Raw genomic sequence first — 14,262 nt, forward strand, 5'->3', positions numbered from 1 at the left:
ATGCCGCAGCAACCGGTCCACTCCCGCGGCCGGCGCCGATGAACCGGGTATAGGCACACCCTCACGGCTCGTCAATCGAAATCGTGCGGGTTTTGCGGCCCAGCTCGGAAGGTGCCTCCCTCTTTCAGTAGCCCTTCTTCACCTTTGCTAGAGCGTGGGCCAGCCCCTCGGCAACCGTAGCGCGCTCCCCCGGCGAGGCGTCGCGGGCCACGGCCACTTGCTCTCGCCGCGAGATCAAGGTGAGGCTGCGCAGACCGTAATCCTCGTCCTCGACCTTCCGGAGATTCGTCCAGAGTGGGTTGAAGCGCCATTCCCGCCGTTCGCCGCGCACGCCGATCCGGGCGAGACGTACTTCGATCGGGGAGATCGCCACCTCCTCGAAGGAGCGTCCACGCCGGAAGCTCGCCTTCAGGGCGACGTAGAGCGCCAGCATGTCGAGACCAAAGAACCCGGCCACCGGCCAGAAGCCCATGCGCCAACAGGCGATCGAGGTGACGAGGGAGACGCCCCCGCACAGGCCCATCACGACCCGGAAGCCGTTCTGCCCCAGCGATTGATGCGGCCGGATCACCGCTGCATAGAGGGGGCGGTCTATCATAGCGGGATCGAGCCCGTCCGGATGGATCTCTCGGTTGCCGCTCGCCATGGCGCCAATATAACGCTGCCATGGCAACCCGGAAGTCTCCCCCCGTCAAATCTCGCAAGGCTTCCCCGAGTCCGAGGGCCGGGACGCCGGATGCGCCTGTCAAAGCACGCGCCTTCCTGAAGACGCCCCTCGTCGCCAAGGTCGAGAGGGCGCCGAAGGATGTGGATGCGGCGACGCTGGAGACGATCTTCGCCCGCCTGAGCGCTGCCAATCCCGAGCCCCGGGCGGAGCTGCACTATCACAATCCGTTTACCCTCCTCGTCGCCGTAGTGCTTTCGGCCCAGGCGACCGACAAGGGCGTGAACCTCGCTACCAAGCCGCTCTTCGCGTTGGCCGACACACCTCAGGCGATGCTGGATCTTGGCGAGGAGCGGGTGCGCGACTTCATCCGCACCATCGGGCTGTTCAACACCAAGGCGAAGAACGTGATCGCGCTCTCGCGCATCCTGGTGGAGCGACATGGGGGAGAAGTGCCGCGGACGCTCGAGGAACTGCAGGTGCTGCCCGGGGTCGGGGTGAAGACCGCAAGCGTCGTCCTCAACGTCGCCTTCGGCGTGCCGCGGATCGCGGTGGACACCCACATCTTCCGCGTCTCGAACCGGATACCGCTGTTCATGGCCTCGACCACGGACAAGGTGCAGGCGGGACTCGAAGCAAGGGTGCCGGAGAACTTCCTGCTGCACGCGCATCACTGGCTGATCCTGCACGGGCGCTACATCTGTAAGGCGCGTCGGCCGGAATGCCCGAGCTGTCCGATCGAGGATCTGTGCCGCTACCCGTCTAAAACCACCGGGCTCGCGCCTTCGGCTGGAGCCAGTTGAACTTCGGCTCCCCCATCCCGACCTGACGATCATGTCGACGCGCGCATCGCCCGCCCATGCGGCGGCAAGGCTGCCACGCCCGCCGAGAGGGGCTAACGCGTTGTGCTGACACCCCGCTTCGGGTAGTTTGACCGCCGGTCGCCGGGGTCCTTCGGGCACGACGGATCCCCGCTGCCCGACCCCGTCCGGGTCGCCCGCGCCGCGGATCCCGCTCGAACGCCAGTCCCGCAAGGAGCCACGGCCTCATGGACTTCCTCAAACCACGGTACACGCCTATGAACCGCCGCCGTCGCATCTACGAGGGCAAGGCGAAGGTCCTCTATGAGGGGCCGGAGCCGGGGACGCTGATCCAGCACTTCAAGGACGACGCGACCGCGTTCAACGCCAAGAAGCACGAGGTGATCGACGGCAAGGGCGTGCTGAACAACCGGATCTCCGAGTTCGTTTTCCAGCACCTCAACGATATCGGCGTCCCGACGCACTTCATCCGCCGGCTGAACATGCGCGAGCAGCTCATCCGTGAGGTCGAGATCATCCCGCTCGAGGTGGTGGTGCGCAACGTGGCAGCGGGCTCGTTGGCGACACGTCTCGGCCTTGAGGAAGGCACCCAGCTACCGCGCTCGATCATCGAGTTCTACTACAAGAACGACCAGCTCAACGACCCGATGGTGTCGGAGGAGCACATCACCGCCTTCGGCTGGGCGACGCCCCAGGAGATCGACGACATCATGGCGCTTGCCATCCGGGTCAACGACTTCCTGTCGGGCCTCTTCCTCGGCGTCGGCATCCGCCTCGTGGACTTCAAGATGGAGACCGGGCGCCTCTGGGAAGGTGACCTGATGCGCATCGTGGTGGCCGACGAGATCTCTCCGGATTCCTGCCGGCTCTGGGACATCAAGAGTCAGGACAAGCTCGACAAGGACCGCTTCCGCAAGGATCTCGGCGGCCTGATCGAGGCCTATACTGAGGTCGCCAAGCGACTCGGCATCATGTCCGAGAACGAGAAGGTGCAGACCGGCGGTCCGCGCCTGGTGCAATGATCTGATAGCCTCGCGCTAGCGTGGTGGCACAGGCGCGAGCCCGGTCCAGCCCCGCGCCAAACGAGCATGAGTCGAGAGGCCGGGATCGAAACCCGGGTGATAATGGGGGTCCTGCACGAGCAGCGGCCCCCATCGTTCTTTCAAGGCAGCGATCTCCGCCGCGTGACGGACCTCGCTGGCCGCGTCCCGGCGCCGGCTCGCGGCCTCGCGGTGATGGAGCACAGCCTCTGGCACCAGCAGGGAATGGTGGCCAGCCGCAGCGAGCCGCAGGCAGAGATCGACGTCATTGAAGTCGACGGCAAAGCGCTTTGCATCGAAGCCGCCGACCGCATGGAATTTCTTGGCCTCCACCACGAGGCAGGCGGCAGTGACGGCCGAGACAGCGTGGGTCACCTGCAGCGCGCCCAGATAGCCCGCCGTATCTCCGGGAAAGTGGCGATAGGCGTGGGTCACCAGGCCGCCCGTGCCGAGCACGATGCCGCCATGTTGCATGCGGCCCTCCCGGTCGAGCAACTTCGCGCCGACCGCGCCGATCTCCGGGCGCAGGGCTTCGCGAACCATGAGAGCGAGCCAATCGGGCGCGAAGGCCTCGACGTCGTTGTTCACGAAGGCGAGCACGCTGCCGCTGGCTTGCAAGGCGGCCCGGTTGTTCATGCCCGCGAAGTCGAAGGGGCCGGGACAAGCAAGGATGCGCGCTGCGCCCTCCGATTCGAGGGCACGGAAATAAGCAAGCGTCTCCGGTGCCTGACTGCCATTGTCGCAGATCAGGATTTCCTTGTCCGGCCAGTCGGTGCAGCCGCGCAAGCTGTCGAGGCAAGTCCGGAGCAGGTCGAGCCGATCGCGGGTCGGCACGATCAAGCTGACCCGAGGCGGCGGCTCGGGCAGTGGATGCAAGATGCGGATGGTGCCGTTGCGACCGAGGGTGGCGCTGCTCCCCTCCCCTGCTTCGGCGAGATTGCGGCGGACGGCGCTCAGACGGGCCTGCCGTGGGCCCTCCTCCCCTCCCCGAGCGGGCCGCCAATGCGAGAGGAAACGCGGCAAGTGGCGGATGGCGTGCGCGCCGTACAAGCACTCGAGACGCAGGAGCAGATCGAGGGGCTCGGCGCCGAGAACGAGCTCCGCTTCCACGCCTTCAAGGCTCGCACGTCGCAGCGCGAGGACCGGACCGACATAGTCGAGCTGGCGCAGATAGATCGGGTCGAAGGCAGGGCGCAGGATCGGGATAATGGGCTCCCCCTCCTTCTCCTGGAATAGCGCATCGCCGTAGAGGGCATGGAGACCGGGATCGGCAGCGAATACGGCAGCGATGGCCTCCGCCGCACCAGACATCGGCCGATGGCCGGGCGCGGTGAGCAGGATCAGCGGCGCATCCCCCCCCACCGATAAATTGCGTGGCTCTAGGCAGGCGATGCCTAGGCGAGCCAAGGCATCCTGGGATTCCTCTGGAGGCAGGGGGCCGAGATAAGTGAGACGATGGTCGAGGCCGACGAGGGCGGCGAGTGCTTGACGCGCCCGGAGCCGCTTGCCGGAAAGCCACCAGCCGGCGATCCGGGCTGTCTGGCGGGGATGATGCAGAAGCCCTCTCCAAGCCTTCAGCCGCTTCGGCCGTCGACGTAGGAAGGCGAGAGCATCGAGCGCTGCATCATCCGAGCTCATTCGAGCGCTTCGCCGAAGGTCGTGAGCGAGAGGGCGGGGTGATAGAACGGATCGTGCCGGATCGTGTCTCGCCAGCGCGCGGCGAAGGTCGCGGCCTCGCGCTCGAAGCGCATCCGAGCCTCGCCCTTCGGTGAACCCCGGCTCACCGATTCGAGATGGGCGAGGACAGCATGCGGCGTCCAAACCGTCTTCCAGCCTGCCGCAGCGAGACGCAGGCAGAAATCCACGTCATTGAAGTCTACGGCAAAAGAGTCTCCGTCGAAGCCGCCGATAGCCATGTACTTTCTCGCCGAGACCGCCAGGCAGGCCGCGGTGACGGCGGAGACCTCGTGCGCCACCAGCAGGCGTCCGAGATGGCCGGGTAAATCGCCGGGCCGGCGGCGCAGGAGGTGCCCCGCCTCGCCGCCGAGGCCGACCACCACGCCCGCATGCTGGATGCGGCCATCCCCGTAAAAGAGCATCGCGCCCACGGCGCCGACATCCGGCCGGCACGCCTGCCGCACCATCTCCGTGAGCCAGCCCGGCGAGAGCACGACCACGTCGTTGTTGAGCAGCAGCAGGATCTCACCCCGCGCGACCCCAGCACCCCGATTCACCATGGCCGAGAAGTTGAAGGGCTGCGGATAAGCCTCGATCCGCACCCGCGGATCGGCCCGCAGCCCTTCGTAAAGCCGCAGCACCGCGGGATCGGTCGAATCGTTGTCGACGACGATCAGCTCGATCGCCGGATAGTTGGTTTCCTTCAAAACGCCTTCGATGGCCTTACCGATCAACTCGGGCCGATCCTTCGAGGGAATGATGACGCTGACCAGAGGCGCTGGATCGGGCAGCGGCCATTGCAGATCGAGCTCGTTCCCGACGATGCGCGGGAGGACGGCCGAGCCCTGCGCGGCGAGCGCCGCTTCGAGGTATCGGGCGCGCTCCGCGGCAGACGAGCGGGGCCGCTCGGGGCCTTGGCGGAGCAAGCGTGGCAGATGCACCCCGGTTTTCGCCGTGCAGCAAGCGGCAAACGCGAAGCGCTCGGAGAAACTGGCGAAGGCTCCGGCCGGCGCGTCGCCGATGCGGGCGAGCAGAGCAGCCGAAACCAGCATCGGCTCGCCAGTATAGGCGGTGGCGCGCGCGAGATCCGGCGACCAATCCGGTTTCAGCCGGGGCACGCCCCCCACCTCCTCGTCGGCATAGGCCAGCGCCAAGTCCGGCGGCAAAGCCGCAGCTAGTCTTGCGAGGGCATCCGGCGTCAGGCAGGCACCGGGCAGGAGCAAGCCGGCAGCCTCGCCCTTCGGAAATGCCTCCGCGAGCGGGATTGTATCGTCCCACGGCGCGTGGGCGATGCGGGGATCTCCAGAGTGCAACGGAACCTTACCCGCCGACGCGGCCCACAGGATGCGCAGCGACCAATCGCCATGGTCCTGGGCGAGGAGGCTCGCCACCGTCCGCCCGAGCAAAGCCTCCTGCCCAGGCAGCACGGGCAGGACGAGGCCGACACGGGTGGGGGGGGTTGGGGGGGGGAGGGCCCGGAGCCGCTCCCGCTTCCAGGCGGACCAACGGTGGAGCGGGGTTACGGCGCAGGCGCCTCGGAGGCTGTCTCTGAAGCGGCGCTCGTTGCCCTTGAGGCGATACCACAGGGCCGAGGCGGCCCGGTCAGGTCGGCGCAGCAGCGCCTGGACCAGCACGCCGCCATGGCCGCGCAGCCCGACCCTCTCGATCACGAGATCCGGATCGGCGCAGAGCTCGATCTCCTCGAGGTCGGGGGGCAGGTAGCCGAGCCAATGCGCGGCGCCCAGCACGACGCCCGGCAGCACCATATCCTGCGTGGCGCCGCCCGCACGGTGCAGGCGCAGCAGCGGCCGGGCGGGGGCGGTCTCGCTCCCGCCGCGATAGGTCAGCACGAGCCAGCGGTCGCGGAACGCCGCCTCGATGACGAGGCGACGGTCGAACGGCGCGTTCGCGGACGGCTCGAGACGAAACGGCACCGCCCGGCCGCCCCAGCGCGGCCCCCTGGCATCGGACGGCGTCAGGGCGCGACCCTCGCTGCGCGCGACGACCGGCCCGTCACTGCGGAGAAGATTCCGAGGCGCCGTCGGCCGCCGCGCTCGGCGCCGGTGCGTCCGTGGCGGGCTTCCGGGCCTTGCTGGTGCGCTTGTGCTTCTCACGGGCCGGGGCTCCCGAGAGGGAGACGACGATGTCGTAGCCGATCGCGGCCTCGGCCGGCACGGTGAAGCCGTCCTCGACCACGGCCTCGCTGCCCTGGGCGGCGCCGGCGGGAATCGTCACGCCGACCCGGCGGCTGCGGCTCGACAGCACCTTCTCATTGTATTTCAGGGTGATCGTCAGCGGCGCCTCGAAGCGGCCGGGGGCGCCGGCGGGTCCGAGCAGCGCGCGAATCTGCACGCCGACCTTCACGCGCACCGAGCCGTCCGGTCCCGGGGCGCATTCGCGGCTCAACTGGCCGAAGCCGATCTGGTGGCGCAGGCTCATGCTGTCGGCGCCGCCGCTGCGCAGCACCGCCGCGCCATCGGCCACCTCCACCGCAGGGCAATAGACGTCCGAGGGATCCTGGGCCTGGGGGCCGGCGAGGGTCGGCGCGCCGTTGCCGCCGCCCTCGAACAGGTTCTTGAAGAAATTGCCCGATTGCGCCGCTGCGTTCCCCGCCCCGAGCGGCCCCGCGGCCACCACCAGAGCCATCGCGATTCCCAGAGCCCGGCGCATCGTCCGCTCCCGTTCCATCCTCACAGGCCGTACGCGATCACTTCAGCGAGTCGAACCCGGCCGCGAAGCCCTTCATCGACAGGGGAATGCCGACGCCTTCCTCGGGCGTCTGGAAGATGATGAAGGTTGCCTGGGTGCCGTTCTTGAACGAGCGCAGCAGGCCCTCGTCCATCACCACCTCGGCGACGCAGCCGGTGGTCAGGCAGCGCACGAAGCCCGCCCGGCCGATGTCGTTCTGGTCGATCTTCAGGCCGAGGCCCGAGGGCAGCAGCACGCCCAGCGGCGCCACCACGCGCAACAGATAGTTGCGGTTGTCCGCCGTCTTCAGCACGATGACCACCAGGGTGAGGTTCGGCCGGTCCTCGGCGGCGACGTATTGCACGAGGGCGCATTGCTCCGCCTTGGCGCCGGCCGGCGTTTCGCAGCGCAGCTGCCAATCATCGAAGGTCTTGCGCACGCTGCCCTGCGCCTGAGCGGCGGAACCGGTGAGCGCCAGCCCCACGGATCCCAGGGCGAGCCCGAAAAGCCCCCACGATGCGCGGCGAAACGCCTGCCGCAGCCCCGCTTTTCGACTCACGCGCCGTTCTCCCGCATCCCGGCCAACCGGCCTTTCGCACCGCCCGAATGGCCGGCGTTCGGACCATGCGTATGCCCGGGTGTCAAGCAATCGCGGCATGGATGTGTCGGTCAGGCTTCCTCTCGCGCCAAGCTGGCCCTAATTTGCAGCACAACCGCTCCGTGGGATTCCTCTCCATGTTCCGCAGCCCCGTGCTCGCCGCTGCCGTCCTTGCCTTCGGCACAAGCCAGGCCTTCGCCATCGCCCTTCCCGTGGAGGAGTACCAGTATCTGCCTCCGGAAGAGACCACGACCTATGTGGAGCGCTCCCTGAACCATCAGGCGCCGCTGATCATCGAGCATCCCCCCGTCGCCCAGAATCCCTATGGACGCCGGCGCGGCAGCGCGGCGGCCATCGCCGGCTTTTGCCAGGAGGGCGGTTTCGTGCGCCGTCGCGACACCAGCTCGGGCCAGTTCGTGATCGTGCGCCAGCGCGAGATCTGCGACAACGTCGCCCCCCGGACCATGAGACCCGGCGCGGTCGATCCCCGCCCGGTCTGGCCGGCACAGGACGCGGTCCGCACCCGGGTGCTGCGCACCAAGGGCTGAGCCCCCCCGCGCCGACCGGAGAGGAGGTCAGGGGTGACGCTGGCCGGAGCCGATCCGATCGAGCCGCCCCGGCCTCACCCGTAGCGGTGCAGCTCCGCGCCATGGCGCTTCAGCCAGGCCTCTGCCTCGTCGACATCGGGGCAGAGGGCGTTGGTGAGGGCCCAGAAGCGCGGGGAATGGTTCATCTCGCGCAGGTGGGCCATCTCGTGCGCGACGAGGTAGTCGAGCACCACCGGTGGCGCCATGATCAGCCGCCAGGAGAAGTTGAGCTCGCCCCGGGCCGTGCAGGAGCCCCAGCGGCTGCGCGTGTCCCGCAGGGTGACGCGCTTGGGCCGCTCGCCAAGGCGGTCGGCGTATTTTGCCACGGCCGCCAGCAGATCCTTGCGCGCCTCCCGCTGCAGGAAGTCGCGAACCCGGCGCGCCAGATGCGGCGCCTCGCAGGCCACCGCCAGCACCGGCTCGCCGCCTTCACCCAGGGCGGGGCGCGTCAGACCGCGCCCCGCGGCGACGTGCAGGATTCGATGGGGGACGCCGCGAAGCGGCACCACGGCCTCCGCCTCGAACGGCACCCGGCTCGGGACCTTGGCGAGGCGCGTGGCGATCCATCCGCCATGACTTGCCGCGAATTTCTGCGCCGTGGCGATCGAGGTCCGCAACGGCAGAGTGAGGATAGCCTCGCCCGTCGCATTGGAAACACGCAGGGTCAGGCGCCGGGCCGTCGGCCGCCGACGCAACGCGACGCGCAGAATCTCCCCCTCATGCCGGACCTCCAGATGCTCGGGATCCGGCCGACGCAGCAGCGCGAGTCTCATGGGCCTAAGCTTAGTCTTCGTGTGCGGAGACGGCCAGTCTTCCGGGATGTCGACCCAGCCCGCGACGGGTCCTTTCGGCAGGACCGCGACCGTCAGGCATCAGCTCACCTCGCGCAGGTAGCTGGCGGATCCGCCCTGTCCCGCCTGCATCTCGCGCATGAAGCGGGCGATGCGGGGGGCGATGACCGTGCGGAAGCGGGAGCCGTTGAACACGCCGTAATGCCCAACCCCCGATTGCAGGTGATAGGCCTTGCGCGAGATCGTCAGGTTCGGCGTGAGGTCGAGGGCCGCCTTGGTCTGGCCGACCCCGGAAATGTCGTCGTTCTCGCCCTCGACGGCGAGGATGGCGCAGCGCCGGATCGCCTTGAGGTCGACCAGCTCGCCGCGGTGGCGCATCGTGCCCCGGGGCAGAGCGTGGTCGACGAAGACCGTCTGTACCGTCTGGAGGTAGAACTCCGCGGTCAGATCCATCACCGCGAGGTACTCGTCGTAAAACTCGCGGTGCTTCTCGGCCGAGTCGCCGTCGCCGGTGACCAGGTGATGGAACATGTCGGTGTGGGCCGTGACATGGCGGTCGAGATTCATCGCCATGAATCCCGAGAGCTGCAGGAAGCCCGGATAGACGCTGCGGAACATGCCCGGATAGATCGGCGGCACGATCGTGATGCAATTGCGCTCGAACCAGTCCATGCCCCGTTCCTGGGCGAGGCAGTTCACGGCGGTCGGGGAGCGGCGCGTGTCGATGGGGCCACCCATCAGGGTCATCGAGACCGGCACGAAGGGGCTGCCCTCGGCCTCCATCCGGGCCACGGCCGCGATCACCGGGACCGCCGGCTGGCACACGGCCATGACGTGCAGGTCCGGCCCGAGGTCGCGGTACATCGCCTTGAGATAGTCGATATAGGTGTCGAGGTCGAAATTCCCCTCGACCACGGGCACCATGCGCGCATCCGCCCAGTCCGTGATGAACACCTGGTGATTGGGCAGCATCGCCTCGACGGTGCCGCGCAGCAGCGTGGCGTAGTGGCCGGACATCGGCGCGACGATGAGGAGCTTGGGCTGCGGCTCGGACGGCCCGCACACGAAGCCGCGGTCGAAGGTGACGACCCGGCAGAAGGGCCGCGACCAGACCACGCGCTCGGAGACGGGCACCTCGCGCCCGTCCACCACGGTGAAGTCGAGGCCGAAGGCCGGCTTGCCGTAGCGCCGGGTGACACGCTCGAACATCTCGCAGCCGGCATGGGCCGAGCGCGCGTAGGGGGAATACGAGAGGGGGTTGGCCGGATTTGCCAGGGCGTGCTTCGTCATGTCCGCGGCGAAGCGCGCCGGTGTCAGCATCGCGTGCGCCGCCTCGTACCAAGCGTAGGCCAGATCCATGGCGCAGTCCTCTCCAGCTGCGATTCTTGCGCGTTCAATACAGTATTCGCGCTCGAACCTGTACACTTCCAGAACAATCCCTCTTTCGAACGCACCATCCTGTCACGGAATGCCGATCAAAACAGGCATTATCCTGCCTAAGCACGCGAAAGTTGCAACTGCGTGATGCCCGCGCGCAGGCCCGGCCGCAGGTTGTCACGGCTGCGGGATGGATTCCCGACGCACCGGCCCTATCGTTGCCCTCTCGATGATCGACATGAATTCCAGAGCCGATCTCCGCGATGTGCGGCACCTCCGGCTCGACACCTTCGTGCGCCTGCGCTGGCTGGCGCTGACCGGGCAGAGCGCCGCCGTGCTCGGAGCCCAGTTCGGCCTCGGCCTGAACCTGCCCTTCGGCTGGTGCTTCCTGGTGATCGCGGCCTCGTCCTGGCTGAACCTCGCGCTCCGGATCCGATTCCCCGCGAGCTACCGCCTGAGCGACGATTCGGCCGCCCTGCTCCTCGCCTTCGACATCATCCAGCTCGCCGCCCTGCTCTTCCTCACGGGCGGCCTGCAGAACCCGTTCGCGCTGCTCTTCCTGGCGCCGGTGCTGATCTCGGCCACGGCCCTGCCGCCGGAGCGCACCCTGGCCCTCGGGCTGCTCGCCATCGGCCTTGCCACCCTGCTCGCCCTGGTGCATCGCCCGCTGCCCTGGTTCGCCGACGGCAAGATCGAGCTGCCGTTTCTGTACGTGTCCGGGGTGTGGACGGCGATCCTGCTCGGCACGGCCTTCACCGGCGTCTATGCTTGGCGGGTGGCGGAGGAGACGCGCCAGCTCGCCCAGGCCCTCGCCGCCACCGAGCTGGTGCTGGCCCGCGAGCAGCATCTCTCGCAGCTCGACGGCCTCGCGGCAGCGGCGGCCCACGAGCTCGGCACGCCCCTCGGCACCATCATGGTGGTGGCCAAGGAGCTCGACCGCCAGCTCGGGCCGACCGCCTCCGCCGCGGTGGCCGAGGATCTGCACCTCCTGCGCGAGCAGGTCGACCGCTGCCGGGGCATCCTCTCCAAGCTGACCTCTCTGGGCGACGACTCCGAGGGCAGCGAGAGCTTCCTGCAGACCATCACCTTCCACCATCTCGTCGAGGAGCTGGTGGCGCCCCAGCGGGCGCTGGGCGTCGCGGTGGAGGTGGTCCACCAGGGCGAGGGCTCGGAACCGGTCTGCCAACGCAATCCCGGGGTGATGTTCGGCCTCGCCAACATCCTCGACAACGCCGTCGACTTCGCCGAGAGCCGCGTCGTGGTCGAGGCGCGCTGGGGGCCCGACACGGTGAGCCTCGAGATCCGCGACGACGGGCCGGGCTTCCCGAGCGAGGTCCTCCTGCGGGCGGGCGAGCCCTACGTGACCACGCGCGGCCGCGAGAAGGGCGCGGGCAAGGACGAGGTCGGGGCCGGCCTCGGACTCGGGCTGTTCATCGCCAAGACCCTGATCGAGCGCTCGGGGGCGCAACTCGCCCTCTCCAACGCGACGACGCCCGGCAGCCACGGCGCCGTGGCCCGGATCTCCTGGGCGCGGCCCATCTTCGAGAGGGGCACGCTCGCGCGCGAAAGAATCGCACACGATCCGCTTTCGCCCCTGCCCGAACGCGATGCCGCACCCATATAAGGGTCTGCGAACTATCGAACTTGAGAGGAACGTCGCATGCTGACGCACTCCGGCGCCGCTGCGGGCACGACCGAAGCGGCCGTGCTGACCGACCGCGATCCGCTCGCGGCTTTCTCCGACAAGAGCCTCCTGATCGTCGACGACGACCGGCCCTTCTCCACCCGGCTCGCCCGGGCCATGGAGGCGCGGGGCTACCAGGTGCAGGTGGCCGAGAGCGTGACCGAGGGCGTCTCCGCCGTGGAGGCCCAGCCCCCCGCCTTCGCCGTGATCGACATGCGGCTCGGCGACGGAAACGGCCTCGATGTGATCGCCCGGCTGAAGGAGCGCCGGCCCGAGGCACGGGGCGTGATCCTCACCGGCTATGGCAACATCGCCACGGCCGTGACCGCGGTGAAGCTCGGCGCCTTCGACTATCTCGCCAAGCCGGCCGACGCCGACGAGATCCACGGCACCCTGATGGCCCAGCCGGGCGAGCGCGCCGACCCGCCCGAGAACCCGATGTCCGCCGACCGGGTGCGCTGGGAGCATATCCAGCGGGTCTACGAGCTGTGCGGGCGCAACGTCTCGGAAACGGCCCGGCGCCTCAACATGCACCGCCGCACCCTGCAGCGGATCCTGGCCAAGCGCGCGCCCCGCTGAGGGCGCGCGCGCTCGGGGCGGTTGCGCGGGCCGCCCCGATCGGGCAAGTGCCTGCCGAAGACTGATCGAGCGGCCCGGCGCCGCGACGGGACGGATATCCGGTGAACACGCGCCATCTCATCACCGTGCTCAGCCTGATGGTCCTGGTCGGGACCGAGGTTTTCGCTGCCGCGATCTCTGCCGGCTGGGCGCTCGCCGGGCTGTTCGAGCTGGGCGACACGATCGGTCACGTGCTGATGGCGCTGTTCAGCCTGCTCGCCGCCTGGATCATGCTCCAGCTCTGGCGGCGCGCGACCAGCATCGAGCCGCTGCGCCGACGCGAATCAGCCGCGCGCCGCTGAGCCGAAGCCGCCCGCGCGCGTCCGGCTCTCAATCATAGCGTTACGGGGCCGACCCGAGCGCAACCTGGACGCGGATTGGCTTCAACCGTCCGATTTTTGCCGAGGCAAGTCTGCAAACCTGCGATTGCTCGCCGCATCGATCCGCTTTATCGGCGTGGGATCGAACCGAAACGCGGATGACCGCAGCTCACCGGGTACAATGAAAAAAGCACGCATCGTCGTCACGCTGAAAACCGGCGTCCTTGATCCGCAGGGCAAGGCGATCGAGGCCGCTCTGCGCTCGTTCGGCATCCAAGACGTGGGTAGCGTGCGTCAGGGCAAGGTGTTCGACGTCGAGTTGTCGACGGAGGACGCCGCCGCCGCAGAATCGACTCTGAAGTCTGCCTGCGAGAAGCTGCTCGCGAACACCGTCATCGAGAACTACTCGATCGAGATCGCCTGATGCGCGCGGCCGTCGTCGTCTTTCCGGGATCGAACCGCGACGGCGACGTCGCGCGGGCGCTCCGACTTGCCGGTGCCGAGGTCAGCAAGGTCTGGCATGCGGAGACGGCGCTGCCGGCCGGCACCGACCTCGCGGTGGTCCCGGGGGGCTTCTCCTATGGCGACTACCTGCGCTGCGGCGCCATCGCCGGCCGGGCCACGGCCATGGACGCGGTGCGGGCGCACGCGGCGCGCGGTGGCCTCGTGCTCGGCATCTGCAACGGCTTCCAGATCCTGTGCGAATCCGGCCTGCTGCCGGGCGTGCTGATGCGCAACGTCAACCGCCGCTTCCTCTGCCACCGGCAGACCCTGCGGGTGGAGCGTGCCGACACCCGCTTCACCACCGCCTATACGAAGGGGCAGGTGATCGACGTCTGCGTGGCCCATGGCGAGGGCAACTACTTCGCCGACCCGGAGACCCTGGCCCGGCTCGAGGGCGAGGGCCGCGTCGCCTTCCGCTACTGCGATGCCGCCGGCGGCGTGACCGAGAACGCCAACATCAACGGCTCGCTCAACGGGATCGCCGGGATCTACTCCGAGCAGCTCAACGTGCTCGGCATGATGCCGCACCCCGAGAACTTCGTGGAGGATCTCGTCGGCGGCACGGACGGGCGCGGCCTGTTCCAGAGCCTCGCCGCCTGAGCCTTTCGCACCGGGCCTCGAACAGCCCCGGAGCGTCGGCCCGAAGCAGGGTCGCGAGGCTTCGAGGGCGTATCCCCCATCCTCCGGAGCCGCCGAGGTGGCTGGAACCGGAGGTCGGATCCCGAGGCGGAACCGGTTCGATCCCGGACGCCATGCTGCCGGATCGGGCTCGGTCACCCGGCCCGCACGCTTCTCTCCCCAAGGTCAGCCCCCTGGACTGCCCCACGCGCGCTCCTAGCGACGAAGGCGGGGCCGGCGCGCGTTGGAAGCGCTTCCGATCGCGTTGCCATCGG

At 68.7% G+C, this 14,262-nt stretch carries 15 protein-coding genes; 8 read left to right on the forward strand and 7 right to left on the reverse strand.

Annotation, left to right across the window (positions count from 1 at the left end; genetic code table 11):
- Positions 1 to 124: 124 nt before the first annotated feature.
- Positions 125 to 646: a DUF2244 domain-containing protein gene (locus tag MFF21_RS12775; protein WP_238311503.1), complete on the reverse strand. Its 522-nt coding sequence runs from the start codon at positions 644 to 646 to the stop codon at positions 125 to 127.
- 20 nt (positions 647 to 666) lie between these two features.
- Between MFF21_RS12775 and nth the strand changes: the two genes are divergently transcribed.
- Positions 667 to 1,467, forward strand: a complete 801-nt coding sequence (nth, locus tag MFF21_RS12780) for an endonuclease III (protein ID WP_238311504.1) — start codon at positions 667 to 669, stop codon at positions 1,465 to 1,467.
- Between the two features lie 245 nt (positions 1,468 to 1,712).
- Entirely contained in the window at positions 1,713 to 2,507 is a 795-nt protein-coding gene (gene purC, locus MFF21_RS12785; RefSeq protein WP_238311505.1) for a phosphoribosylaminoimidazolesuccinocarboxamide synthase, read from the forward strand.
- A gap of 15 nt (positions 2,508 to 2,522) precedes the next feature.
- Here purC and MFF21_RS12790 read toward each other — a convergent pair whose 3' ends face one another.
- The 4 genes from MFF21_RS12790 to MFF21_RS12805 form a co-directional block, all read right to left on the reverse strand.
- Positions 2,523 to 4,163, reverse strand: a complete 1,641-nt coding sequence (locus tag MFF21_RS12790; RefSeq protein ID WP_238311506.1) for a glycosyltransferase family 2 protein — start codon at positions 4,161 to 4,163, stop codon at positions 2,523 to 2,525.
- Positions 4,160 to 5,968: a glycosyltransferase family 2 protein gene (locus MFF21_RS12795; RefSeq protein WP_238311754.1), complete on the reverse strand. Its 1,809-nt coding sequence runs from the start codon at positions 5,966 to 5,968 to the stop codon at positions 4,160 to 4,162. Before MFF21_RS12795 ends, MFF21_RS12790 begins: the two co-directional genes overlap by 4 nt.
- Before the next feature lie 247 nt (positions 5,969 to 6,215).
- Positions 6,216 to 6,872, reverse strand: coding sequence for a hypothetical protein (locus tag MFF21_RS12800; protein ID WP_238311507.1), 657 nt, complete (start codon positions 6,870 to 6,872; stop codon positions 6,216 to 6,218).
- A gap of 37 nt (positions 6,873 to 6,909) precedes the next feature.
- A complete protein-coding gene (locus MFF21_RS12805) occupies positions 6,910 to 7,383 on the reverse strand; it encodes an invasion associated locus B family protein (protein WP_238311755.1) in 474 nt (157 codons plus the stop codon).
- A gap of 242 nt (positions 7,384 to 7,625) precedes the next feature.
- On the opposite strand from MFF21_RS12805, the gene MFF21_RS12810 reads away from it, so the two are divergent.
- The gene (locus MFF21_RS12810; RefSeq protein ID WP_238311508.1) at positions 7,626 to 8,036 is read left to right on the forward strand and encodes a hypothetical protein; all 411 of its coding nucleotides are present in this window, start codon (positions 7,626 to 7,628) and stop codon (positions 8,034 to 8,036) included.
- Positions 8,037 to 8,110: 74 nt separating this feature from the next.
- On the opposite strand, the gene MFF21_RS12815 is transcribed toward MFF21_RS12810, so the two are convergent.
- Complete coding sequence (locus MFF21_RS12815) at positions 8,111 to 8,848, reverse strand: M48 family metallopeptidase (RefSeq protein ID WP_238311509.1); 738 nt, start codon at positions 8,846 to 8,848, stop codon at positions 8,111 to 8,113.
- Positions 8,849 to 8,947: 99 nt separating this feature from the next.
- Positions 8,948 to 10,225: a polyhydroxyalkanoate depolymerase gene (locus tag MFF21_RS12820; RefSeq protein WP_238311510.1), complete on the reverse strand. Its 1,278-nt coding sequence runs from the start codon at positions 10,223 to 10,225 to the stop codon at positions 8,948 to 8,950.
- Positions 10,226 to 10,472: 247 nt separating this feature from the next.
- Between MFF21_RS12820 and MFF21_RS12825 the strand changes: the two genes are divergently transcribed.
- The 5 genes from MFF21_RS12825 to purQ all read left to right on the forward strand — a co-directional run bounded on the left by MFF21_RS12825 (position 10,473) and on the right by purQ (position 13,969).
- A complete protein-coding gene (locus MFF21_RS12825) occupies positions 10,473 to 11,867 on the forward strand; it encodes an ActS/PrrB/RegB family redox-sensitive histidine kinase (RefSeq protein WP_238311511.1) in 1,395 nt (464 codons plus the stop codon).
- Positions 11,868 to 11,903: 36 nt separating this feature from the next.
- Positions 11,904 to 12,506, forward strand: coding sequence for an ActR/PrrA/RegA family redox response regulator transcription factor (locus MFF21_RS12830; RefSeq protein ID WP_238311512.1), 603 nt, complete (start codon positions 11,904 to 11,906; stop codon positions 12,504 to 12,506).
- Between the two features lie 101 nt (positions 12,507 to 12,607).
- Positions 12,608 to 12,847 (forward strand): hypothetical protein, encoded by a 240-nt coding sequence (locus MFF21_RS12835; protein ID WP_238311513.1) that lies wholly within the window; start codon positions 12,608 to 12,610, stop codon positions 12,845 to 12,847.
- Between the two features lie 199 nt (positions 12,848 to 13,046).
- Positions 13,047 to 13,289 carry a phosphoribosylformylglycinamidine synthase subunit PurS gene (gene purS, locus MFF21_RS12840; protein WP_238311756.1) on the forward strand — a complete coding sequence of 81 codons (243 nt, stop codon included), beginning with the start codon at positions 13,047 to 13,049 and terminating at the stop codon, positions 13,287 to 13,289.
- Positions 13,289 to 13,969, forward strand: coding sequence for a phosphoribosylformylglycinamidine synthase subunit PurQ (purQ, locus tag MFF21_RS12845; protein ID WP_238311514.1), 681 nt, complete (start codon positions 13,289 to 13,291; stop codon positions 13,967 to 13,969). The genes purS and purQ overlap by 1 nt, the downstream gene beginning before the upstream one ends.
- Positions 13,970 to 14,262 lie beyond the last annotated feature (293 nt).

Source organism: Methylobacterium organophilum, assembly GCF_022179465.1.
In the GTDB taxonomy this organism is placed as follows: Bacteria; Pseudomonadota; Alphaproteobacteria; order Rhizobiales; family Beijerinckiaceae; genus Methylobacterium; species Methylobacterium organophilum.

Coding starts and splice junctions, on each gene's coding strand:
- purS (WP_238311756.1), top strand. CDS start 13,047: ATGAAAAAAGCACGCATCGTCGTCACGCTGAAAACCGGCGTCCTTGAT.
- MFF21_RS12775 (WP_238311503.1), bottom strand. CDS start 646: ATGGCGAGCGGCAACCGAGAGATCCATCCGGACGGGCTCGATCCCGCT.
- purQ (WP_238311514.1), top strand. CDS start 13,289: ATGCGCGCGGCCGTCGTCGTCTTTCCGGGATCGAACCGCGACGGCGAC.
- MFF21_RS12825 (WP_238311511.1), top strand. CDS start 10,473: ATGATCGACATGAATTCCAGAGCCGATCTCCGCGATGTGCGGCACCTC.
- MFF21_RS12790 (WP_238311506.1), bottom strand. CDS start 4,163: ATGAGCTCGGATGATGCAGCGCTCGATGCTCTCGCCTTCCTACGTCGA.
- MFF21_RS12830 (WP_238311512.1), top strand. CDS start 11,904: ATGCTGACGCACTCCGGCGCCGCTGCGGGCACGACCGAAGCGGCCGTG.
- MFF21_RS12800 (WP_238311507.1), bottom strand. CDS start 6,872: ATGCGCCGGGCTCTGGGAATCGCGATGGCTCTGGTGGTGGCCGCGGGG.
- purC (WP_238311505.1), top strand. CDS start 1,713: ATGGACTTCCTCAAACCACGGTACACGCCTATGAACCGCCGCCGTCGC.
- nth (WP_238311504.1), top strand. CDS start 667: ATGGCAACCCGGAAGTCTCCCCCCGTCAAATCTCGCAAGGCTTCCCCG.
- MFF21_RS12810 (WP_238311508.1), top strand. CDS start 7,626: ATGTTCCGCAGCCCCGTGCTCGCCGCTGCCGTCCTTGCCTTCGGCACA.
- MFF21_RS12795 (WP_238311754.1), bottom strand. CDS start 5,968: ATGGTGCTGCCGGGCGTCGTGCTGGGCGCCGCGCATTGGCTCGGCTAC.
- MFF21_RS12820 (WP_238311510.1), bottom strand. CDS start 10,225: ATGGATCTGGCCTACGCTTGGTACGAGGCGGCGCACGCGATGCTGACA.
- MFF21_RS12815 (WP_238311509.1), bottom strand. CDS start 8,848: ATGAGACTCGCGCTGCTGCGTCGGCCGGATCCCGAGCATCTGGAGGTC.